Here is a 22,250-nt window from a genome sequence, read left to right on the forward strand (position 1 = left end):
TTTACCCTTCCTGCGCCGCCAGCGGCAGCGCAAACGCGAACACCGTGCCGTACGGCTCCCTGCGGCGCGCGCTCAGCTTCCCGCAGTGACGCTCGATGATGCTGGCGCTGATGGTCAGCCCCATCCCCATCCCCTGCGCTTTGGTAGAGTAGAACGAGTCAAAAATCTGCTCCAGCCGCTCGGGCTCAATGCCGCTCCCGGTATCGGCGATCTCGACGATCACTTTCCCGTCCGCGTTGGCGGTGCTGAGGGTTATGGTGCTGGCGCGATCCTTCACCTCGGCCATCGCCTCTACCGCATTCATCACCAGGTTCAACAGCACCTGCTGGATCTGCACGCTATCGCCGATGATAGAGCTGTTCTGCGCCTGTAACAGATAATCAACGCTAATGTGTCTCTGCTCCAGCTCGCTGCGGGAGAGCGTGATGATATGGTGGATCAGGTAGTGCATGTCGATGCGCGAGAAGGTGGGATCCTGCTTGCGCGTCAGGGACTGGATGCTGCGAATGATCTCCCCCGCCCGCGCGCCTTCCGCGGCGATCTCCTCCAGCCCCTCACGCACTTTATCCAGCCGGGCGGGCTCGCGGTTGAGCCAGCGCAGGCTCGCCCCGGCGTTCGAGACGATCGACATCAGCGGCTGGTTGATCTCGTGGGCGATGGAGGAGGTCAGCTGCCCGACGGTGGTGGCCCGGGAAACCCGCGCCAGATCAGCCTGCGCGACCCGCATGGCATCCTCCGCCGCGCGCTGGCCGGTGATATCGGTGATGATGCCGTAATACTCGTTCACCTCGCTGCCCACGCCCACCGGATCGCCAATCCCGAGGATGTAGCGCGTTGAGCCGTCGGTACGCTTAACGCGAAACTCCGCGCGCATGGAGAGCCCGTCGCGCACGCTTTGGGTGACGATGGCGCTGATGCGGGCGTAATCGTCCTCATGGACGAAGGTCAAAAACTCCGCCATGGAGATCGTCTTTTGCTGCCCGGGCAGGCCGAGAATGCGGGCGTACTCTTCCGAGACAAACATCAGATCCTGCTCCAGCTCCCAGCGCCAGCTGCCGGTGTGGCTGATCTGCTCGCCGAGCATCAGCGAGGTCTGGCTGGATCGCAGCTCTTTCTCCACCCGTCGGCGCTGGATGTTCTCCGCCAGCAGCTCGGCGTACAGCCGCGCCGTCTCAAGGGATACCGCAGCCTGCGCGCCCAGCAGGCTCACCACGCGCGAGTGCTCGGCGGTGAAGACCTCCGGCATCAGGCGGTTTTCGAGGTAGAGCACGCCTACCAGCCGCGCCTGTTTGAACATCGGGACGCACATGACCGCCGCCCCCGAGGTCACCAGATAAGGGTCCTGACTGAAGGGATGGAACTCCTCCGGCCTGCCGGTGCGGATCTCCTGCCCGGTGCGGATCACCGCCGCCAGCACCGACAGCGGCAGGTCGGTCGCCGTCGGCACGTCTTTCAGGATCCGCACCCGCACGCCCTCGGTGCTGGTCCAGGCGCTGGCCTCGATCTCCGGAATGAGGCTCTCGCTCACGCGCAGCAGCAGGCCGCGCTGCGCCCCGGCGCGTTCGAGCAGGATGGTCATCAGGTTTTCGATTAAGCGCTCCAGGTTAATCTCTTCCGACAGCGCGCGGGAGGCTTTGATGACGCTTTGCAGATCGCGGATCGTCTCATTCTGGGCGAACGCCACCGTGTCGTAGGCGCTGGCCTGCCCGGAGGCCAGCAGGTGCGGGAAATCCTGCTCCAGCTGGCGCACCTTGGCCTGCGCGCCCGCGCGGCCCCAGGCGGCAATCGAGCCGCGGAAGTGCGCGTCTGAGGCGGTCGGGTAGCCGCAGGACAGCGCAAAGCGGCCCGCCAGCTCGTGGGCCAGAGCGTTGATCGGGTTAAAGCCGCCCTCACGGGAGAGCCGGACCGCCTTCTCATACTGCTCGAGCGCAATGCTGTTCATTCCGTCCAGACGCACGATTTCGGCGTAAATCAGCGCCTCTTTATCCGCGAACGTGCCGGGATTAACGCGCGCCCAGAGGGCGATTTTGTCGTAGTGGGCGTGAATGCTGCGGCGGTGGTTCGCCGAGAAGGTCTCCGGCGTTAGCTGACGGGAGAGCGCCAGGGCGCTGTAGAGATGGTAATCCAGTAGATGGATGTGGCCCGGCGCAGACCACGCGTACCAGCCCGCCATCTCAAGATCCGCCTGCGCGTCGGCATATTCGCCGCAGGTAAAGTGCGCCATGCCGCGATACAGCCAGTACCAGAACAGCATGGTGGAGTTCTTCTCCGGCGCCTGCTCCGGCGACGCGGGAAGCAGCGCCTCCGGCAGCACCTGCGACGCGGTCCAGGTGCCGATGACCGGCGTTCGCAGAAACTCAACGTAGCCGCGCTGGACCATCAAAATGGTTTCCACGTCCTGGAAGTGGGTTTTACGCACGAACGCCAGGCCGCGATCGATGCTGGTCAACACCCCGTCCAGGTGATCGCCCCGCGAGAGGAAGTTAATCACCTGGTGGCAGGCCGCAAAGCAGGCCATCGTCATATCCCCGTGGGTCACCGCCGAGGTGAAGCAGGCCTTCGCGCACTCGATGGTAAACGATAAAGGCTGGGTCCAGACGCTGAGCTGGTCGAGCGGCAGCAGGGTTTTGGCTTCGAACGCGTCGTAGCCGTGGCGATTGACCAGCTCGCGGGCCAGGGTGCCGTACTGGAACCCAAGGCGATACTCGGCGTAGCGGTGGCCAATCAGCACGCCAAACCAGGCCATCGCCGTGGTGGAGGCGCCGGTAATGCCGTGGTCGAGGGTCAGGTGCATCATGCGGCAGAGCAGCAAAAAGTGCAGGCGCGGGCAGATGAAGCTGGCGCAAATGCTGGCGCTGTAAAGCAGGTTCATCACCGCTTCGGTTTCCGGGTTATCCATCCGCGACAGCTGGGCAAACAGGGTTTGCGGCGCGTCGGCCGTGCGGTTGCAAAACAGCGCCCAGGCCTCGTCGCAGTCGGCATCTTCCGGATAGCGGCTAATCTGGATCCCGAAAATCCCCAGCCAGCAGAGTGCCGCCTCCAGCGCCAGACGGCTGTCCGACTGGCGAATGTACACCTCCACCAGCAGGTTGGCCGCCAGCGCCTTTTCGGTCAGCCCGCCGGGGCAGCCGAGAATGGCGTCACACAGCTCGCGGGTGCGCTCCAGATGCCCCAGCGCAAACTCGCAGCCCGCCTCTTCGATATCGAGCATAAAGTCCGACACCGTCCCGGCGTTGCCCAGCGCTCTGGCGGTCTGGATATAGCCGAGCGCCGAAGGATAATCCCCCGAGCGCTTCGCGCGTCGCGCGGCCAGCAGGCTCAGCTCGCGGAACATCTCCCGCTGCGGGGCGGGCTGGATGCTGTCCAGCGCGGCCGTGACGTGGTGAACGGCGCGGAACAGCAGCTCATTCCCCGCCGCCTGACGCGCGGCGTCGGCCAGCAGGCTGGCGGTGGTCAGGTGAATATGGCTTCTCTCATGCCGATCCAGCAGCGCAAAGGCGGCCTCCTGCACCCGGTCATGGGTGAAGGCGTACTTTTTTTCCGCCAGCACGATGAGCTGGGCCATCACCGCCGGGTGCAGCGCATAGCGCATTTCCGCCATCGACATGCCGACCACGCGGCAGATCATCTCCATCTCGCCCGTGCCGCCGAGGCAGGCGATGCTGCCCAGCAGGCGGCGCGTCTCGTCGGGCAGCTCTTCAAGCTGCTCCAGCACCAGGGTGACGAGGTTTTCGGTGTAATGCCTGGCGCGGATCGCCTGCAGATCGTAGTGCCACTTGTCCTGATATTTGTTGTGCACCACCAGGCCGTCATCCACGATGCGGCGGAAAAACTCGTGCACAAAGAGCGGGTTGCCGCCCGTCTTCTCGTGGATCAGCGTGGCGAGGTCGGTCGTCGCCGCGCTCCGGGTGCGAAATACCGTCGCCAGCCAGCGCGCCACTGCTTTTACGGAAAGCGCCTGCGGGACAATCTCGCTCGCGTTTTGCGCCGCCTCCGGCAGGCCTGCCAGCAGCGCCTGCAGGGCGGCGTCGGGCACGGCGCTGATATCCCGGTGGGCCGCGACCACCAGCAGCGGAACAGCGCCGCAGTTCATCAGCAGATATTTGAGCGTGTGCAGGCTGGCGGCGTCGCTCCACTGGAGATCGTCGAGCACCAGCACCAGCGGGCAGCCCTGCGAGGCAAAGGTTTTTACCAGCGCCAGCACCATATGGCTGAAGCGCGCCCGGGCATCAATGGAAAACGTATCCGCCGAGAAGCGCGGCTTGCTCTCCAGCAGCAGGCCCAGCTCTGGCACCAGGCTGACGGCCAGCGCCTCGTGCCCCTCCAGGGCGCGAGACAGGCGGATTTTCCACTTCGCCACCTCCTCTGCGGGCAGCCCCAGCAGGTGCAGCGTCAGGGTGCGGAACGCGGAACTTAATACGCCGTAGGGCAGCGACGGCGAAAACTGGTCGACTTTGCCCACCGCCAGCAGCACCGTACGCTGCTGCAGCGTTTTGAGCGCCGTCGCGATGATCGAAGATTTGCCGATCCCCGACGGCCCGCCGATTGTCACCAGCTCCGGCACCAGGTTCTGACTCACCCGCTCAAACGCCGCAATAACGTCGTTCGCCTGCGGATGCGTCGCGAAGAGGGAGTCCGCCAGATGGATCGCCGGGGTGCGGTCCTGCTGGCCGGGGGTAAAAGCGACGATCTCGCCCTCGCAGGTCAGCGTCGCCTGGCAGCGGCGGAGGTCGGCAATCAGCCCGTCGACCGTCTGGTAGCGGTTATCGGGGTGCTTTTCCAGCAGCTTCAGGATGATGGTCGACAGCATTCCCGGCACGTCCGGGCGGATCGCGTCCGGGGCCAGCGGCGCGGAGGCAATATGGTAGTGCGCCCAGTTGGCTCGATCGTCCTCCCCCAGCTCAAACGGCAGGCGTCCGGTCAGAAGTTCGTACAGCACCATACCGAGGCTGTAGAGATCGCTGCGGCCGTCGACGGGGCGCTGGGTGCGGGTGGTGTGCTCCGGCGACATATACGCGGGCGTACCGCCTGAAACGGCAAGCCGGGTCTGGGTGATGGCATCGGAGAGACTGCTTGAAAGGCCAAAGCTGCCCAGACGGCAGGTGCCGTCGTGATGAACAAAAATACTGCCGGGCTTGATATCGCCGTGGATCAGGTTTTGCAGATGCATCTGGCGCAGGGGAACGCAGATCTGGATCGCCATCTCGAGAAAGCGCGTGATGCCCGAGATCGCCCTGCCCGCGCGCCGCGCCAGCAGTTCAAACGAAAACGGGGCGTACACCAGCGCGAAGCGCCCCCGGTACTGCGTTGACGCGACGGCGCGTATGGCCCAGCTGTCCTGCAGCACGTTGCGCAGCGCAAACTCGTTTTTGAGCAGCCGGGTGGCCCGCTCTTCCTCTTCGTCGCTGACCGCGGTGGCGATAATGAACGAGCCGCCGGAATGAGGATGTCGCGCGTGCATCCAGGCGATTCCGCCCTCCTGCGCCAGCACGGTAAAAATCACATCCTCTTTAAGGACAAAAACCCGCCCCTGGTGAAGATTCCCCTGGGCGGGCCAGAATGCAGGCTGCTCGTGTTCGTTCATCCGCGATCCTTATTGTCGGCGGGCCATCTCCCGCTGAATATGATCCAGCAGAATATCGATGTTAATAGGCTTACGCAAAAATGCAGCGGCGCCCAGATCAAGAGCGTACCGCTGCATATTTTCATCAGCATGACCGGAGATAAAGAGCACGGGCGGAGGCGGTACGGCCAGCAGCCGCAGCTTTTCAAACAGCTCCAGGCCGCTCATGCCCCGCAGCTTGATATCGGTGATCACCAGCGCCGCGCCGGACAGGGCGAAAGGATGGCTCAGAAACACCTCTGCCGAATCAAACGTATCGGCGGCATAGCCTTCCGACTCCAGGAGATTACTCAGCCCGCTGCGGACGGATCGTTCGTCATCAATGATGGCAATGCGCCACGGCAGCGTCATGCTGTCTTTCCTCTCACAAATCATTAAACGTCGCGATCGTCCTTCGCGGGCGCAGGGGGCGCCGTGCCGCTGATTTTCGGCACGCATTCGTGACGAAACCAGGCGAGGGTAAGCGGTTCGCGACTCAGTAAACGCCGTCCCACCGGGATGAGCTGCTCGCCCACCAGCATGCCAAACAGACCAAGCAGGGCGACAACCGGCGGTGCCGGGGAATGTACGTCGAGCAGGGCGTAAATTACCCCAGCAACCACGCCGCACACCAGCGAAATTATCCATGCTTTCATGACGACGCTCCCGTCTGCGAGTTGACCTGCGGAACGGTCACCGGAGGCGGCGGCGCGCCGTCGCGGGATAACAGATGTCGCGTCGCCTGTTCACCCGCCAGCATCCCCAGCAGGCCAATCAGCGCCAGCGCGGGCGGCGCGGGGGAGCGCACCTTCAGCACGGCATACATCAGGCCAATCAACACGCCTGCCGCAAGGGATATCAGCCCAGTACTCATTGTGAACTCCAGAGAAAGAGGCAGCGGCGAGCCGGATGAGGGACCAGCCCGCCAGCGGAACTTAGCGTGCCGGGACCGGCGCTAAGGTGCGGTGCTCGCTCTTCTGGCGAGACGGCGCTTTGTGCACCATGGTGTAGGCGTAATCGACGCCCATGCCGTACGCGCCGGAGTGCTCGCGCACGATATCCATCACCGCGGTGTAGGTCTCTTTACGCGCCCAGTCGCGCTGCCACTCCAGCATCACCTGCTGCCAGGTGACCGGGATCACGCCCGCCTGGATCATGCGCTGCATCGCGTAGTCGTGGGCTTCTTTGGAGGTGCCGCCGGACGCGTCCGCCACCATATAAATTTCGTAGTCGCCTTCCAGCATCGCGCACAGGGCAAAGCTGTTGTTGCACACTTCGGTCCACAGGCCGGCAACCACCACTTTCTTCTTGCCGTTGGCCTGCAGCGCGTCGCGCACCTTCTGGTCGTCCCAGGAGTTCATGGAGGTACGCTCCAGAATGTCCTGGCCCGGGAACACGTCCAGCAGCTCAGGATAGGTGTTACCGGAGAAGCTTTCAGTCTCAACGGTGGTGATGATGGTCGGGATGTTGAACACCTTAGCCGCTTTCGCCAGCGCCACGGTGTTGTTTTTCAGCACCTGACGGTCAATAGACTGCACGCCAAACGCCATCTGTGGCTGGTGATCGATAAAGATGATCTGACAGTTCGCAGGGGTTAACACTTCGAGCTTTGAAGAGGTCATAGCATTTTCCAGTGGTTAAGGGTGAAATCGCCGCGAGCGCCGCGACGATAAAGTCACCCTCATCCTGCGGTTTTCCTTCTTTGCGCGTAATTATCTCTTCGTATAGTTAACCTTAGGTATAGTTATACTTTGGTATACCTATCCTATTGTATAACTGGATCTTTGCCGAAACCGGTTCCCATAATCCTGACCATTCCCCTCTCAGTCAGGAGCAGTTTATGGTTACCCTTGGTAAAGCCGATCTCATTCTGGTTAACGGCCAGTTTCACACCGTCGATCGCGAGAACCCCGTTGCGGAAGCCGTTGCCGTGCGCGACGGAAAATTTCTGGAAGTGGGTACCGTCGCCGAGGTGATGCAGCACCACTGCGAAGGCACCAAAGTGGTCGACTTAAAAGGCCACACCGCCATCCCCGGCCTGAACGACTCGCACCTGCACCTCATTCGCGGCGGGCTGAACTACAACCTTGAGCTGCGCTGGGAAGGCGTACCGTCGCTGGCCGACGCCCTGCGGATGCTGAAAGAGCAGGCCCTGCGCACGCCGTCGCCCCAGTGGGTGCGCGTGGTGGGCGGCTGGACCGAGTTCCAGTTTGCCGAGCGCCGCATGCCGACCCTCGATGAAATTAACGACGCCGCGCCGGACACCCCGGTCTTCATCCTGCACCTGTACGACCGCGCCCTGCTCAACCGCGCCGCGCTGAAGGTGGTCGGCTACACCAAAGACACGCCAAACCCGCCGGGGGGCGAGATCCAGCGCGACGCCAACGGCAACCCGACCGGGATGCTGATTGCCCGTCCGAACGCCATGATCCTCTACGCCACGCTCGCCAAAGGGCCGAAGCTGCCGCTGGAGCAGCAGGTCAACTCCACGCGCCAGTTCATGCGCGAGCTGAACCGTCTGGGGCTGACCAGCGCCATCGACGCGGGTGGCGGCTTCCAGAACTACCCGGAAGATTACGAGGTGATTGCCGAGCTGCACGAGAAAAAGCAGATGACCATCCGCATCGCCTACAACCTGTTTACCCAGCGTCCGGGCCACGAGCTGGAAGACTTTGAAAAATGGACCGACATGCTCACGCCGGGCCAGGGCAGCGACTTCTTCCGCCACAACGGCGCGGGCGAGATGCTGGTCTTCTCCGCCGCCGATTTTGAAGACTTCCTCGAACCGCGACCGGACCTTGCGCCGGGCATGGAGGACGAGCTGGAGCGCGTGGTGCGCCATCTGGTGGAGCACCGCTGGCCGTTCCGCCTGCACGCTACCTACAACGAATCCATCAGCCGCATGCTGGACGTCTTCGAGAAGGTGAACCGCGACATTCCGTTCAACGGCCTGCACTGGTTCTTTGACCATGCGGAAACCGTTACCCAGGCCAACATCGACCGCATCAAAGCGCTCGGCGGCGGCATTGCCGTCCAGCACCGCATGGCGTTCCAGGGCGAGTACTTTGCCGAGCGCTACGGCATCGAAGCCACCCGCCACACGCCGCCGGTGGCGAAAATGCTCGAGACCGGCGTGCCGGTGGGCTTAGGAACGGACGCCACCCGCGTGGCGAGCTACAACCCGTGGACCGCGCTCTACTGGCTGGTCTCCGGCCGCACCGTCGGCGGGATGCAGATGTACGACCACAGCGCCCGTCTGGACCGCGATACCGCCCTGATGCTCTGGACCCAGGGCAGCGCGTGGTTCTCCAGCGAGCAGAACCTGAAGGGGCAGATCAAGGTCGGCCAGCTCGCCGATCTGGCCGTGCTCAGCAAAGATTACTTCCGCGTGCCGGAAGAGGAGATCAAGGGCATCGAGTCCGTCCTCACCGTGGTCAACGGCGATATCGTTTACGCCGCAGGCGCTTTTGGCCCGCTCGCGCCGCCGGCCATTCCGGTTCTGCCCGAGTGGTCCCCGGTGGTGAAGGTGCCGGGCCACTACCGCAGCGCGCCGCCGCAGGCCGCCCGCGTCGGGATGAGCGCCATCCATCACTGCAGCGGCCCGTGCGGGGTTCACAGCCACCAGCATGATTTCGCCCGCACGTCAGAGATGCCGGTGTCCGACGATAACGCTTTCTGGGGGGCGCTGGGCTGCAGCTGCTTTGCATTCTGATGAAAAACACCTTTGCTCCGCCCCGGGTCGACCTGGGGCTGTTCTTCCTGCGCCTGACCGGCAGCCTGCTGCTGCTGTACGTGCACGGCCTGCCGAAGGTGCTGCACTTCAGCGACGAGCTGACGCGCATTGAAGATCCATTCGGCTTCGGGCCTTACGCCAGCCTGATCCCGGCGATTGTCGCCGAGGTGATTTGCCCGCTGTTTATCATTGCGGGCGTGTACACCCGCCTGGCGTGCGTGCCGATTATCGCCGTGCTGCTGGTGGCGATGCTGGCGGTCCACCCGAACTGGTCGATTGCCGAAGGGCAGTTTGGCTGGCTGCTGCTGATTATCTTCACCACCCTCGCCCTCACCGGGCCGGGCCAGTGGCGGCTGCAGCGTAAGACAGCGGAGAGGTACGCATGACGCAGGTTAACGACGTTCGCGACGCACACGTCGAGACGACGCCCGCACCGACGGTTTCGCCCTGGCAGCCGCTGAGCCAGCCGGTGTTCCGCATGCTGTGGATCGCCACGGTAGTCTCTAACGTCGGCTCATGGATGAGCGACGTCGGCATCAACTGGAGCATGCTGACCCTGAGCACCGACCCGCTGGATATCGCGCTGGTGCAGGCGGCCAGCAGCCTGCCGATGTTCCTCTTCGCCCTGCCGTCCGGGGTGATGGCGGACATCGTCGACCGACGTAAATACCTGCTCTTCTCCCAGCTTTGGGTGTTCATCGCCGCCGCCGGGCTGACGGTGCTCTCCTTCACCGGACACGTCACCCCCGCCGTTCTGCTGGTGGCGACGTTTCTGCTGAGCGTGGGCGCGGCGATGAGCTCGCCGCCGTTCCAGGCCGTGGTGCCCGATCTGGTGAGCAAGCCGGAGCTGGGCGCCGCCGTGGCCCTCAACTCGCTCGGAGTGAATATCAGCCGGGCGATTGGCCCGGCGCTGGGCGGTTTTCTGCTGTCGCTCGCCGGGCCGTGGATGGTGTTTGCCCTCAACGCGCTGTCCGTGGTCGGCGTGGCGTGGGTGCTGTGGCGCTGGCGTCCGGCTCCGTCCGTGCAGCGCCTGCCGCCGGAGCACTTCTTCTCCGCGGTGCGCTCCGGCATCCGCTACGTGCACGCCGCGCCGGTGCTGCGCAACGTGCTGGTGCGCACCGTGGCCTTCTTCGTTTTCGGCAGCGCGGGCTGGGCGCTGCTGCCGCTGGTGGCGCGCCGCGAGCTGGGCTTAGGCCCGGCGGGCTACGGCGTGATGCTGGCGTGCATTGGCCTGGGGGCGATTGCCGGGGCCATTCTGCTGCCGCGCCTGCGCCAGCGGCTCGACGCCGACCGCCTGATGGTGGCCGCCAGCCTGACCTTTGCCCTCACCATGCTGGCGCTGGCGTTCGTGCGCCACGTCTGGCTGCTCAACCTGTTTGAGTTTTTCACCGGCTTCGCGTGGATTGCGGTGCTCTCAACACTGAACCTCGGCGCGCAGCGCAGCGCCGCCCGCTGGGTGAAGGCCCGCGCGCTGGCGGTCTACCTGACGGTGTTCTTCGGCTCGATGACCGCGGGCAGCGCCATCTGGGGGCAGATCGCCTCCCGCTTCGGCACACCGACCTCGCTGGTTGTCGCCACGCTGGGGATGGTGCTGGCGAGCGCCACCGTGTTTCGCTGGAAGCTGGGGAAAGATCCGGACCTGAACCTCGACCTCAGCGGCCAGCCGCTGGACGGCGTGGAGATCGATCTGCCCAACGAGCGCGGCCCGGTGCTGGTATCGCACGAGTACATCATCGACCCGCAGAACACCAGAGCCTTCCTGGAAGCCGTCCACGAGCTGCGCCGGGTGCGCCGCCGCGCCGGGGCGATGAGCTGGGCGGTATACGAGGATATCGAGCGCCCCGGCCTGTTTATCGAGACCTTCTTGATGGGCTCGTGGATTGAGCATCTGCGCCAGCAGGAGCGCCACACCATGAATGACCTCCTGCTGCAGAGCCGCGTTCTGGCTTTTCATCAGGGCACAACATCACCGGCAATACGCTACCTGGTCGCGCCGGTATAACCATAACCATCACCTGCACAGGAACACACTATGGCAACGTTTAAGGCAAAAGACGGCACGCAGATTTACTACAAGGACGGCGGCGCGGGCAAACCGGTTCTCTTCAGCCACGGCTGGCCGCTGGACGGCGACATGTGGGACAGCCAGCTGAACTACCTGGCCGAGCGCGGCTTCCGCGCCATCGCCTTTGACCGTCGCGGCTTTGGCCGCTCGGATCAGCCGTGGAACGGCTACGATTACGATACCTTTGCGTCCGACATTAACGACCTGATCACCACCCTGGACCTGCAGGACGTGACGCTGGTGGGATTCTCCATGGGCGGCGGCGACGTAACCCGCTACATCAACAACTACGGCAGCGCGCGCGTGGCCGGTCTGGCGCTGCTGGGCGCGGTGACGCCGATCTTCGGTAAATCCGACTCCTTCCCGCAGGGTGTGGATCAGAGCGTGTTCGACGGCATTCGCGACGGACTGCGTAAAGATCGCGCCCAGTTCATCAGCGACTTCGCGACGCCGTTCTACGGCATCAACGCCGGGCAGACCGTCTCTGCCGGTGCCCTGACCCAGACGCTGAACATCGCCCTGCTGGCGTCGCTGAAGGGTACCATCGACTGCGTGACCGCGTTCGGCGAAACGGACTTCCGCCCGGATATGGCGAAAATCGACGTGCCGACGCTGGTGATCCACGGCAGCAACGACCAGATCGTACCGTTTGAAAGCACCGGCAAGCTGGCGGCGGAGATGATCAAAAACGCCACGCTGAAGGTGTACGACAACGCGCCGCACGGCTTCGCGCTGACCCACCAGGACCAGCTTAACGAAGATCTGCTGGCGTTTGTGAAGTCGCTGTAATTTTTTCCAGGCCGGGTAAGGCGCAGCCGCCACCCGGCGCTTTCGCTCCGCCAGCGTCACGTAGCCAATGATTGCTGAGACAGGACCTGCAGGCTGAAGGTGCGCGGCTCAAGCCTCGTCTGAGGTAAACACCATGCCCGCGTAGGGCTTCTCCCGACACGCCGCCAGCCGCGCGGCGAGGCTGCCCACGTGCAGCTCCAGCTTGTGCCCGTCCGGGTCGAGAAAATAGAACGATGCCCCCTCGCTTTTGTTCTGCTTCCAGACGGTGACGCCCGCCTGCACAAGCCTTTGCGAGAAAGGTTCAAAAGCCTCTTCCGCCACGGTAAACGCGTAGTGGGTGTAGTCGCTCTCCTGCGGCGGCACATATTCGCGAGCCTCGTCGTACGACAGGCAGACCCACAGATCGCCGCAGGTGAGATAGGCCCCGGTATTCCAGCGGGCGTGCAGCGCAAGCCCCAGCAGCTCGTGCCAGAAGGTGACGCTTTTTTGCAGGTCGCTGACCGCGAGGGTCAGGTGGTTGAGTGATTGCAGCATGACGTGCCCTTTTGTTTTTCTCGCCGGACGTGATACGGTAAAAGCATGAACATAAACCACGCCATGCTCACCGTAAACAGCTGGTGGCTGCCTTCTTAAAGGCGGCTCGGAGTAGTTTTCCCCATTTTCAGATAGCCGCCGAAAGGCGGCTTTCACATTTCTAAGACCCCTTTCGGCAACTGCACATTAAGGAGTCTTTATGAACGCACCCACCATCCTCACCGGCGACCGCCCAACCGGCCCGCTGCACCTCGGCCACTTCGTCGGATCGCTGCGCCAGCGCGTGGCGCTCCAGCAGACGCACAGCCAGTTTGTGCTGATTGCCGACCTGCAGGGGCTGACCGACAACGGCAGCAACCCGCAGAAGATCCGCGACAACATCCCCGAAGTGCTGGCCGACTACCTCGCCGCCGGCATCGACCCGAACCTGACCACGATCTGCCTGCAGTCCGCCCTGCCCGCCCTCGCCGAGCTGACGATGCTGTATATGAACATCGTGACCGTCGCCCGCGTGGAGCGTAACCCGACGGTGAAAAACGAGATTGCGCAGAAGGGCTTCGCCCGCTCGCTGCCGGTCGGGTTTATGGCCTACCCCATCAGCCAGGCGGCGGACATCACCGCGTTCAAAGCTGAGTGCGTGCCCGTCGGCGACGACCAGCTGCCGATGATTGAGCAGACCAACGAGATTGTGCACAAGATGAACAGCCTGCTGCCCGCGCCGGTGCTGCGCCACTGCAAGGCGATGCTGAGCGACACCAGCCGCCTGCCCGGCATCGACGGCAGCGCCAAGATGTCGAAATCGCTCGGCAACACGCTGCACCTTTCGGCCAGCGAAGAGACCATTCACCGTGCGGTGAGCGCCATGTACACCGACCCGAACCACCTGAAGGTGAGCGACCCGGGGCAGATTGAGGGGAACGTGGTGTTTACGTACCTCGACGCGTTTCATCCGGACAGGGAGAAAGTGGCGGCGATGAAGGCGCACTATCAGGCGGGCGGGCTGGGCGACCGGGCGTGCAAGAACGAGCTGGAGGCGTGCCTGCAGGAGCTGATTGCGCCGATGCGGGAGCGGAGGGCGATGTACATGCGGGATAAGGGGGAGCTGATGGCGATGCTGAAGCGCGGAACGGAACGAGCACAGGGGGTGACGCAGGCGACGTTGAGGGAGGTGAAGGTTGGGCTGGGGGTGCCGGTGTTTTGATGAGGTGAGTTGATTGAGGTTGGGCGGCGGAGTGTGTGGGATAGGCATGAAGCCGCGTATTATCTCATTTAGATAATATTAATGCCGTTAATAATTCTTAATCTATCGTTTAGATAAAATAAATTGCTTTAATCGCATAAATATCACATTGATATTATCCTTTATAATACATTTAAAGGGATACTATGGCTGATGTAGAAGATATAGCCCGAAGGTTATGCAACATAATCGCTTCTCCTGATACAGTTACTGGGCTTATAAATGGAGGGCTATCTGTACCGTTAGATTATGGATATCTGGTTTATGGTATCTTTGACACGGATACAAGATATGCTCGTGAAACTCAACGAATTCGAATGTTCACTGCCATAAAACACGGCATCTTGAATTATGAGAACATAGTCAACGCTGTAAAAATTATATTTAAAGAATTCAATAGATATTTAACTGAAGCGGAGCAGGATAAATTATACAGAACTGTAATAACTTCAATTGCAGGTAGAATATCAACAAATATTATTGCATCAACTATCGCGAAACATGTTATTGAAAGAACGTCTTTTACGTTTGTTGTTTTTAAAGGGAAAGGCAACCCAATCACGGCACTGAGCACACTCCTTTTGTTTGGGGGAATGGCTGAACGATCAATTAGAACATCTGACAGACTCAAATCAGATGCACCGGAGGTATATGAACTTCTGAGACACAGAGACTATGACCTACTTTATTTTCTGTTCGCTGATGCCGTCCAACCCTTTGTAGATGCTATCCATGCAGGTTATTCAGAAGGAAAACCTGTATTTAATCAGATCATGAAGAAAGTTAATGAAAAACTAAATACACACACTACGGCAGGTGTGTATGAATAAGTTTATCATCCCAATTATAAACCTGCTTCTTTGCTCATATTTAGTTTTAGCCTATACCCTTAGCTGGGTTGAATTCGAAACCTGGCATGATAAAACAATCGCCTTTTGCATCATTACCATAAGCGCTTACCTTATTTCATTAGTAATGAATAAATTACTGCCAGGAAAGATACATATTTTTGGCGGGTTCCTGGATGTGTTATCAGGCCCCTTACTGATCATCGGTGCATTTGCTTGTATAGCTGTCCTTGAACCATGGCCGCTGAAAATTATTGGCTTGTTCATATGGGTCGTGGCGATGTTGCACCTACCTTCTTTTGTAAAAATAGATGAGGAATAATCATGTCAAATCCAGCATATCTTTGGTTAACCGATGCTAATGGCTCACCAGTCCCAGGAGGTTCCATGGTGTCCGGTAGGTTAGGCGCTATTGAATTAAAGGCGGTCGCTCATCACCTCACCATTCCTGTGAGTGGAAATACAGGCCGACTAACAGGTACCCGTGTACATACACCGATTGCCGTTCAGAAAGAGTTTGATAAAACAACACCGGTTCTCATTAAGGCACTGTGTGAAAACCAAACGCTAAAATCGGCTACGATCAAAATGTATCAAATTGATGATGCAGGAATCGAGAGAGAATATTTCAACATTATTCTGGAGAATGTAAAAATCACGGGTATCACGCCCAATCTGTTCCCGGGTTCTGGAACAGGAACACATACAGAGACGATCGAGCTAAGATATGAGGCAATCACCTGGAAACACTGTGACGGAAATATAGTTTACAGAGATGCCTGGAATCATATGGCGATAGCCTGAACCGACTTTAACATTTCTCGGGCCGAGGTAACGTTGTGCCTGCCGGTCCGACCAAGCGGAGCACCGCCGGGAAGCGCTAGCGATTATTTCTACCGCTTTAAAGGAGAGCATCATTATGGAACCCACTCTCTCTCAAGTCATTGAGGTTGTTCGAAACTCCTCAGGTGAGCATCGTAAACCTATCGATAGCAATACGTTGATTGAGGCCGATTTGCATATTTGCGGTATCGACGGGGAAGACCTACTGGAAGACTGCGAAGAAGCGTTTGGCGTTCAGCTTGCTACGGAAGAAGATGGCTACAGGAAAACGTTCTCTCTCGCGGAGAATGAGTATCTGTTTACGGGTGAAGGCATAGACTTTTTTGGCATCTGTCGATTTAGCCGCTGGGTACGTGGCCTACCCGAACCTGTTATATGTGATTTAACCGTCGGCGAACTTCACGCTGCGCTGGTTAACGCGGTGAAAGAGCAGGTTAAGCACGATTGATTTTTACTTAAAACGGGCATGGGATGACATGCCCGTATCGTTTTATTGCTTCAAGGATTACGTAAGGTGGGAAGCACGGTTACTCCGACATCGCCTGGCCTGTTCCACGCTTAACAGCCGGTATATCGCCTGTATCATTTAACGCCCCCGGAAACGTCTTCAGCCACTGCGCGACTTTCTGTTTATTGATATTCACCACGCTCATACCTTCCAGGCAACCCCATAATTCTCTTGTATGCTGTGGCGTAATCACGATGCAGTCTTTCATGGCGCGGATTTTCACCGGCATGCCGTCGATAAAGCCCGCGCGGGTTAACCAGTCGCCGCCCAGAAGAAGGTATTTAATGTCTATGCGTGCATAGAGTTCGCAGCAGGCTGCACTGTCCTGAGGCGTTTCAGCGCGGGGATGGACGGGTGCCGCGTTGGTTTGGTTTCCGTGAAGGCGGCGGGCGCTGTTTTTGCGTACCAGCTCGCGGTTTTCAATCATGCCGGTGAAAGCGTCTGATTCTGTTTTGCAAACAGTAAACTCTGGCTTAAAATTCGTCGCAGCCATTTTCAACTCCCTTATAGTTGGTTGTGGTTAGCGGTATGGGGGTGTTGCAGCACCTTCATATCGCGAATTCTATCTTTAAATATTCTTTGATAATTCCTTTCGCCGTTTGGCGTAATTTCTGGTGCTTATTATACAGGGCTGAATATAAATACAGCGGTTTGGCGTTGGGTAAATTTGGAATTTGCGAGGGGGATTCAGGAAATAGTGTTGTGTGCGGTAAGGTCATGTTTTTGTTAGTTGCAGGTTGATTGGTCTGAGTTTTGCGAGCATCATCGGAATTATTTACCTTCTTCCTTAACGCGATGGCTTCCAGCAAAACTCTCGAACAGGCAATTGCCGACATCACCATCTGGCGCAAAGGCGAACAGCGTGCGCCGCATAAGCCTCTATTGATTCTGTACGTGCTGGCGAACTATCAGCAGGGGCATGCGCGACTGTTTGATTACGGTACTGAGGTCCACGAACAGTTGCTTAGCCTGCTAGAACGCTTTGGCCCACAGAGGAAGGCGCATTACCCGAATATGCCCTTCTGGCGGCTCAAAGGGGACGGTTTTTGGGATCTTCAGAACACTGAGTTCTGTTCGACCACTGGCAGTAAGCAGCCACCCGTTAAAGAACTTGTGGAACATAACGTCGCAGGCGGGTTTGATGAAGAACACTTTGCGCTGCTGAATAAGAACAAAAACCTGATAGGCTCGCTGGCTCAGCAGATCCTTGAAGCGCATTTTCCTGAAAGCATTCAGGAAGAGATCGCGGATGAGATGGGGTTTGATATCCAGCAGATCCGTAAAGTTCGCGATCCGCTGTTCCGCCAGCAGGTGCTGCGTGCTTATAACTATGAATGTGCTATCTGCGGATTCAACATGCGGCATGATAACGCCTCCGTTGGACTTGAAGCTGCGCATATTAAGTGGAAGCAGTTTGGCGGGCCGTGTGAGATTCCGAACGGGCTGGCGCTGTGTGCGATTCATCATAAGGCGTTTGATAAGGGATCGATTGGGCTGGATGAGAGTATGCGGGTGCTCGTGTCTGAGGCGGTGAATGGGAATGGGATTGTTGGGCGGTTGTTCTGGGATTTTGTCGGGAAGCAGATTGCGTTGCCGATGATGAAAGGGAATTATCCAAGGGAGGGGTTTGTGGAGTGGCATCGGAGGGAGGTATTTAGAGAATGAGTGCGAAGGCCGGACTCGCACATAACAATTAACACCTTAATTTTTAAACAATAAAAATAAATTTGTTAGCGACATACCAACGCAGATACCAACACATAAATTCATTGGGTTTGGGACTCGAATCAGGGCAAAACCAAGTGAGCAAAAATCGCCCGTCCATGAGTAGATGTTACAGATAAAGATGAGGAGTTGGCTTTTTAGAATTAGCGAACGCCTCATCATCTAGCTACTGGTAACCTTCCCTACATTGGACAGCATTGTATCAATGTTGTCGATATCAACATTAATTGACTTCCCATAGCTTATAGCTCCTGATATTGACCTGCCGTTACCCTGGTAAAAGTTTTGTGACTGTTGCGTTTCATCAGACCGGAGGCTTTCCGGGCACGTAGAATATCGATACTGGTGATAAACGGTGACTTCTCCATGACAAAGCAACCATCGCGGTCAATTCTTACCAGTTCATATTTTTCGACAAGAAAGTTCACCGCATCGCTAAGCGATATTCCTGCATCAATATGTTCCTGGATGGTGGCTTCATCACTGAACGGTGTGTCATTCAGCGTCAGGCCATAGTGCTGCGATAACAGATGAGTCAGCAGCAACTGCCAGATTTCAACGGGTGAAAGGCAGGGCTGAGCCGCCCGTGTCGGGTGTGATGATATGGTTTGCATGAGGTTTACTCTATGAAGTTAAGGGGATAAGCGGTGAGTTACTACGGCTCAGTCTGCTCAGGATAGATAGCAATGTAGACATAACCACAGGAGCCGAGTGTATCGGCTTCGCAAGTCAGTCCATTGTGATATAGCATGACGCAGTGCCCATGCCGGGGAGAGAGTTCTCCGCTGTTGAGCATCAGCTCCAGTTGCTTGAGTATCAACGGAAAGGCCTGATCCAGGTGTAGCGCGTCATCGTCGCTGAAAGCACCGTTGAATCCTGCCCGGTCAGCGAGAAAATGCACCCGGTTGCCTTCCTGCACAAGACGAGCGCCAAAACAGGGGGTGATCGTGCGCTTTAGTCCCCACTGCTGGCAGGCTGGATTCTCCGGCTTGTCACCAGATTCTGAGTGATTGTTCATTATTGTTCCTGATTAAAGGGAAGGATTAATTGAGAGTAACGCTTCGAAGAATGACATAGGGACCATTGCGGTCCTGACGACGTTCAGCAAACACGGCCAGAACGCCGCATATGTCCTCCACCTCGCGGCCAGCATAATGGCAGATACTGCCTGACCATTTATATTTGCCCGTACTGAAGCGAAACAGTCGGGAGCCAGGATGTTGCCGGTACAGGATCATTGCCTGGCGTTTGCTGATGATTTTCATATCCAGCCTCGCTCTGCGAACGACACAATGCCCTCTGAACCGATGACCAGATGATCGAGCGTGTTCACATCAACCAGTGCTAGCGCTTCTTTAAGCCTGCCCGTAATGTTGCGATCGCATTGACTGGGCTTCGGGTCACCGGATGGATGGTTATGCGCCAGTACGACAGCGGCAGCATTGAAGCGAAGCGCTGACTTCACTACCTCACGGGGATGGACCTGGACATGGTTAATCGAACCGGCAAACAGCGTTTCGCTCTCCAGTAAACAGTGCTGGTTATCGAGATAGAGCACCATAAACACTTCCCGTTCTTGTCCGGCCAGCTGTAACCGAAGCCAGTCACGGGCAGCAGTGCTTGAGGTAAAGGATATGCCGGGCTGGCGCAGATATTTATCCAGCAGATTGATAGCGCGGCGGATGGTCTGTTGGGCATAAGGTGTCAATCCGGATGTCGCGGGAAGCAGGCAACCCTGCCTAGGCATAACCGTCAGCGGAAAGAGTTCACGCTGTGAAGACTCCGGGCATAATACGGTATTCATGTCAGGTATTCCTCAGTCGATTAGATACATAATGGCACTGCACTCTGGATGGTTTAGCGCGAAGTCTCGTAAGCGATAATAGTGTTCTGTCATCGCGTCACACTCGATACGGCAGGCATGATGGCTGTATACCATCAGACAGGCGACTATCCCTGCAGCTTCACTGGTAAGCTCTGCGCCGTTGCCATTCATACTGTTGAACAATGTCCACTTCTCCTCTTGCTCTGACTCGGGAGCCATAAAAGCGCCACCGTTACTCAGCGTCGAATAATTCCAGATCCCCCCGTGATAATCAGTACACAGGCGGTCCATCCAGGCAAAGATTCGGGGCTCAAGGGTTATCCATTGTGGGATAGAGCCAAAGTGCTGCGGCCAGAAGCCGATGCGTAACTCGTCAGGGACCACTGAGGCCGTAATTGCTGCCTGCTCAGCAAACTCAAGGTTTTGTGTATTCATTAAACTATCTCCTTATGCCGGAACGGTTGTTTAACGCCCGAAAAACTCGAGCATATTTTCTGCCATCACCCAAAGAGCGCGGTTGAGCTTCACATCGCCGTCAATGCCGGTAACGGCACGGGTGCGGCTGCTTTTCCCCTGAGCGGTTCGCCCTGACAGACCACCTTTCATCAGGTTCTCCTGCACGCGCTGGTAAACGGTCCACAGGTCATCGCTGTAGTCCTCCCGACGACGCGGAGTCAGCAACTGCGATACCGTGACCGGCTGGTGGTCCTCACCAAATCGATACTTCAGTGCAGCATTCGCCAGTGCGTGATGGGCGGGTAAAGGTAGCGCCAGAGACTGCATTGCATCGCGTTTCTCATCCACCCGGTCAAAGACCCCAAGCACTTCGTAAGCCCCTTCAATCACCTTCTCGACGACATTACCTTTATGCGGTACACGCACTTCTCCGAATGACTGACCACAGACCAGACCGTTGGTACAGACACCACGAAACAGCCCCGGCAGCATCTGGTAGCTTGATGAGCCGTCATGGCTATTAAGTAGAATGATTTCCGGCACCTGATGGCCGGTCAGTTGACCGGCACGACGCAGGCGAAGCATGTGTTTGGTGTGCTCCCGTTTACTCTGGTCCCGAACCTTTGTCTGGCAGGCAAAGAACGGCTGAAAACCCTCGCGCTGCAGGCTTTCGAGGATGGTGATGGTCGGAATGTAGGTGTAACGGTCTGAACGCGATTCATGTTTGTCACTCCCGAATACACTGGGAACATGACTCATCAGCTCTTCGTGGGTCAGAGGACGGTCACGGCGTATCTGGTTTATACGGCCAAAGCGGCTGGCTAATCTCATGAGTAATTCCTTTAAAAGAGGCAAAAGAAAACGCCCTGCTCGTTTGAGCAGGGCGTTCAGATAGAAAAGAAAGGTGGAAAAGCGCGCGGTGTCAGCTGTCAAAATCAAACTGCCATGCGCCTTCGCTTGTCTGGACCACCACTTCCAGTACATTACAGGGAACCATCAGCCCCTTGCCGGTAAATTCATGGGATACAGCACCGCCAAATCCCAGGCGTACCGGTTTCCACGGGCTGGCGAATTCTGCATCCTGGCAGTTTCCCCGGTTGACAATGAGTTGTTTAATCACAACCGAATCGACTTTTGATGTAATCCGAATCGATGAGTAGTGGCTGTAGCTTCCGGGACTAACACTGACGCTGACCGGTGAAGAAGCGGCAAGCGAAGAAAATGACAGCAGACAGAGTGCTGCGACTGTGATGATTTTCTTCATTAAATGTCCTTTAACCTGTAAGAGTGAGGCAGAACTACAGTGCAAATCCGGGCACGCAGCCGTTGTCACCGAACGCAGGAAGGACGGCATCAGCCCCCGCTAAAGTGAACGTGGCAGGTTTAACCCCGCTACCTGAAACCACAACACGTTTGCCGGAGCGTAATTTGTTCCAGGCCCACATCACATTGTCAGACCCCACATGAGACTCGCTTTCGCTGATATTCACTTCTTCAGCGTTATCAATTCTCATGGACAGTGTCTGGCCACTGTCCATCCTGACCTGATGGCCGTTCACGTCAGTGAAGATAATGGTCGCTGGCTGTGAGCCGGAACTGTCGCAGGCCAGGTAAAGTTGTGACTGCCCTTTACCGAGGATGGTGTATTCAGAGGTTCCCTGCGCATAGCCACTTACCCAGCTATCACGGTTGCCAAACGCATGCGAGACAGAAGGCGTCAGAACTGAAGCCAGTAAAAATGAAATTATCAGTTTATTTTTCATTGGAGTGTCCTGTCAGAAGCCCGCCATACCACCGAGAGTGGTGATAATGAACAGCAGGCAGGCCATAAAGATAATGAGGGTGATGTACCAGCGGGTGAATTTACCTAACAGACGCAGAAATGTTTTCATGTGCGGTCCTTTGCAATAAGCCAGTACAGCAGCCCCGCCAGTATCGGGTCGCTTATCAGACCGAGAATGAACCAGCCCCAGAACGAGCGTCCGTTAGCGGAAGCCACGATACCCAGCAACAGGGCCAGACCGCCCCATAACAGAATTAACGGCATATACTTTCCTTAATGCGTGACAATTCCTGCGATAT

General features: G+C 58.0%; 26 protein-coding genes. 10 read left to right on the forward strand and 16 right to left on the reverse strand.

Features of this window, described 5'->3' with window-relative positions; all coding sequences use genetic code 11:
- Window position 1: 1 nt before the first annotated feature.
- The 5 genes from USF70_RS14930 to USF70_RS14950 all read right to left on the reverse strand — a co-directional run bounded on the left by USF70_RS14930 (window position 2) and on the right by USF70_RS14950 (window position 7,224).
- The gene (locus tag USF70_RS14930; protein ID WP_320735739.1) at window positions 2-5,584 is read right to left on the reverse strand and encodes an ATP-binding protein; all 5,583 of its coding nucleotides are present in this window, start codon (window positions 5,582-5,584) and stop codon (window positions 2-4) included.
- A 9-nt stretch (window positions 5,585-5,593) separates the two neighbouring features.
- Complete coding sequence (locus USF70_RS14935) at window positions 5,594-5,974, reverse strand: response regulator transcription factor (protein ID WP_033144522.1); 381 nt, start codon at window positions 5,972-5,974, stop codon at window positions 5,594-5,596.
- 23 nt (window positions 5,975-5,997) lie between these two features.
- The gene (locus USF70_RS14940; RefSeq protein ID WP_010427264.1) at window positions 5,998-6,258 is read right to left on the reverse strand and encodes a XapX domain-containing protein; all 261 of its coding nucleotides are present in this window, start codon (window positions 6,256-6,258) and stop codon (window positions 5,998-6,000) included.
- Window positions 6,255-6,476 carry a DUF1427 family protein gene (locus USF70_RS14945; RefSeq protein WP_033144521.1) on the reverse strand — a complete coding sequence of 74 codons (222 nt, stop codon included), beginning with the start codon at window positions 6,474-6,476 and terminating at the stop codon, window positions 6,255-6,257. Before USF70_RS14945 ends, USF70_RS14940 begins: the two co-directional genes overlap by 4 nt.
- A gap of 61 nt (window positions 6,477-6,537) precedes the next feature.
- Complete coding sequence (locus USF70_RS14950) at window positions 6,538-7,224, reverse strand: hydrolase (protein WP_047742952.1); 687 nt, start codon at window positions 7,222-7,224, stop codon at window positions 6,538-6,540.
- Window positions 7,225-7,442: 218 nt separating this feature from the next.
- Here USF70_RS14950 and USF70_RS14955 point away from each other — a divergent pair, with 218 nt between their 5' ends.
- The 4 genes from USF70_RS14955 to USF70_RS14970 are packed head-to-tail and all read left to right on the forward strand — an operon-like array spanning window position 7,443 to window position 12,189.
- Window positions 7,443-9,314, forward strand: a complete 1,872-nt coding sequence (locus USF70_RS14955; RefSeq protein WP_320735740.1) for an amidohydrolase — start codon at window positions 7,443-7,445, stop codon at window positions 9,312-9,314.
- Complete coding sequence (locus USF70_RS14960) at window positions 9,314-9,721, forward strand: DoxX family protein (protein ID WP_232938670.1); 408 nt, start codon at window positions 9,314-9,316, stop codon at window positions 9,719-9,721. Before USF70_RS14955 ends, USF70_RS14960 begins: the two co-directional genes overlap by 1 nt.
- Complete coding sequence (locus tag USF70_RS14965) at window positions 9,718-11,337, forward strand: MFS transporter (protein ID WP_232938671.1); 1,620 nt, start codon at window positions 9,718-9,720, stop codon at window positions 11,335-11,337. The genes USF70_RS14960 and USF70_RS14965 overlap by 4 nt, the downstream gene beginning before the upstream one ends.
- A gap of 30 nt (window positions 11,338-11,367) precedes the next feature.
- Complete coding sequence (locus USF70_RS14970) at window positions 11,368-12,189, forward strand: alpha/beta fold hydrolase (RefSeq protein WP_033144516.1); 822 nt, start codon at window positions 11,368-11,370, stop codon at window positions 12,187-12,189.
- 108 nt (window positions 12,190-12,297) lie between these two features.
- Here the strand turns inward: USF70_RS14970 and fosA are convergent, their stop codons facing one another.
- Entirely contained in the window at window positions 12,298-12,723 is a 426-nt protein-coding gene (fosA, locus tag USF70_RS14975) for a FosA/FosA2 family fosfomycin resistance glutathione transferase (RefSeq protein ID WP_211438490.1), read from the reverse strand.
- 199 nt (window positions 12,724-12,922) lie between these two features.
- Between fosA and trpS the strand changes: the two genes are divergently transcribed.
- The 5 genes from trpS (at window position 12,923) to USF70_RS15000 (ending at window position 16,102) form a co-directional block, all read left to right on the forward strand.
- Entirely contained in the window at window positions 12,923-13,924 is a 1,002-nt protein-coding gene (gene trpS / locus USF70_RS14980; protein ID WP_232938672.1) for a tryptophan--tRNA ligase, read from the forward strand.
- A gap of 185 nt (window positions 13,925-14,109) precedes the next feature.
- Window positions 14,110-14,793, forward strand: coding sequence for a hypothetical protein (locus USF70_RS14985; RefSeq protein ID WP_232938673.1), 684 nt, complete (start codon window positions 14,110-14,112; stop codon window positions 14,791-14,793).
- Window positions 14,786-15,133 carry a hypothetical protein gene (locus tag USF70_RS14990; RefSeq protein ID WP_232938674.1) on the forward strand — a complete coding sequence of 116 codons (348 nt, stop codon included), beginning with the start codon at window positions 14,786-14,788 and terminating at the stop codon, window positions 15,131-15,133. The genes USF70_RS14985 and USF70_RS14990 overlap by 8 nt, the downstream gene beginning before the upstream one ends.
- A 2-nt stretch (window positions 15,134-15,135) precedes the next feature.
- Window positions 15,136-15,615, forward strand: coding sequence for an Hcp family type VI secretion system effector (locus USF70_RS14995; protein WP_087823584.1), 480 nt, complete (start codon window positions 15,136-15,138; stop codon window positions 15,613-15,615).
- Window positions 15,616-15,730: 115 nt separating this feature from the next.
- Window positions 15,731-16,102, forward strand: a complete 372-nt coding sequence (locus USF70_RS15000; RefSeq protein ID WP_087823583.1) for a hypothetical protein — start codon at window positions 15,731-15,733, stop codon at window positions 16,100-16,102.
- Between the two features lie 79 nt (window positions 16,103-16,181).
- Here the strand turns inward: USF70_RS15000 and USF70_RS15005 are convergent, their stop codons facing one another.
- Window positions 16,182-16,655 (reverse strand): SymE family type I addiction module toxin, encoded by a 474-nt coding sequence (locus USF70_RS15005; RefSeq protein WP_087823581.1) that lies wholly within the window; start codon window positions 16,653-16,655, stop codon window positions 16,182-16,184.
- A gap of 302 nt (window positions 16,656-16,957) precedes the next feature.
- On the opposite strand from USF70_RS15005, the gene USF70_RS15010 reads away from it, so the two are divergent.
- Complete coding sequence (locus USF70_RS15010; RefSeq protein WP_232938705.1) at window positions 16,958-17,827, forward strand: phosphorothioated DNA-binding restriction endonuclease; 870 nt, start codon at window positions 16,958-16,960, stop codon at window positions 17,825-17,827.
- A gap of 302 nt (window positions 17,828-18,129) precedes the next feature.
- Here the strand turns inward: USF70_RS15010 and USF70_RS15015 are convergent, their stop codons facing one another.
- From USF70_RS15015 to USF70_RS15055, 9 genes are all read right to left on the reverse strand, one after another.
- A complete protein-coding gene (locus tag USF70_RS15015) occupies window positions 18,130-18,501 on the reverse strand; it encodes a TA system toxin CbtA family protein (protein WP_320735741.1) in 372 nt (123 codons plus the stop codon).
- 41 nt (window positions 18,502-18,542) lie between these two features.
- Window positions 18,543-18,905, reverse strand: a complete 363-nt coding sequence (locus USF70_RS15020) for a type IV toxin-antitoxin system YeeU family antitoxin (RefSeq protein ID WP_320735742.1) — start codon at window positions 18,903-18,905, stop codon at window positions 18,543-18,545.
- Window positions 18,906-18,930: 25 nt separating this feature from the next.
- Window positions 18,931-19,152 carry a DUF987 domain-containing protein gene (locus tag USF70_RS15025; protein WP_320735743.1) on the reverse strand — a complete coding sequence of 74 codons (222 nt, stop codon included), beginning with the start codon at window positions 19,150-19,152 and terminating at the stop codon, window positions 18,931-18,933.
- Window positions 19,149-19,691: a RadC family protein gene (gene radC, locus USF70_RS15030; RefSeq protein WP_320735744.1), complete on the reverse strand. Its 543-nt coding sequence runs from the start codon at window positions 19,689-19,691 to the stop codon at window positions 19,149-19,151. The genes USF70_RS15025 and radC overlap by 4 nt, the downstream gene beginning before the upstream one ends.
- 12 nt (window positions 19,692-19,703) lie before the next feature.
- Window positions 19,704-20,147 carry an antirestriction protein gene (locus USF70_RS15035; RefSeq protein ID WP_320735745.1) on the reverse strand — a complete coding sequence of 148 codons (444 nt, stop codon included), beginning with the start codon at window positions 20,145-20,147 and terminating at the stop codon, window positions 19,704-19,706.
- A 30-nt stretch (window positions 20,148-20,177) separates the two neighbouring features.
- The gene (locus USF70_RS15040; protein ID WP_320735746.1) at window positions 20,178-20,999 is read right to left on the reverse strand and encodes a DUF932 domain-containing protein; all 822 of its coding nucleotides are present in this window, start codon (window positions 20,997-20,999) and stop codon (window positions 20,178-20,180) included.
- A 91-nt stretch (window positions 21,000-21,090) separates the two neighbouring features.
- Complete coding sequence (locus USF70_RS15045; RefSeq protein WP_163363297.1) at window positions 21,091-21,432, reverse strand: hypothetical protein; 342 nt, start codon at window positions 21,430-21,432, stop codon at window positions 21,091-21,093.
- A 34-nt stretch (window positions 21,433-21,466) separates the two neighbouring features.
- Window positions 21,467-21,931 (reverse strand): hypothetical protein, encoded by a 465-nt coding sequence (locus USF70_RS15050; protein ID WP_320735747.1) that lies wholly within the window; start codon window positions 21,929-21,931, stop codon window positions 21,467-21,469.
- Window positions 21,932-22,056: 125 nt separating this feature from the next.
- Entirely contained in the window at window positions 22,057-22,215 is a 159-nt protein-coding gene (locus tag USF70_RS15055) for a hypothetical protein (protein ID WP_320735748.1), read from the reverse strand.
- Window positions 22,216-22,250 lie beyond the last annotated feature (35 nt).

Origin of the sequence: Enterobacter sp. 237C8 (genome assembly GCF_034106865.1) — a bacterium.
GTDB lineage: Bacteria > Pseudomonadota > Gammaproteobacteria > Enterobacterales > Enterobacteriaceae > Enterobacter > Enterobacter asburiae_B.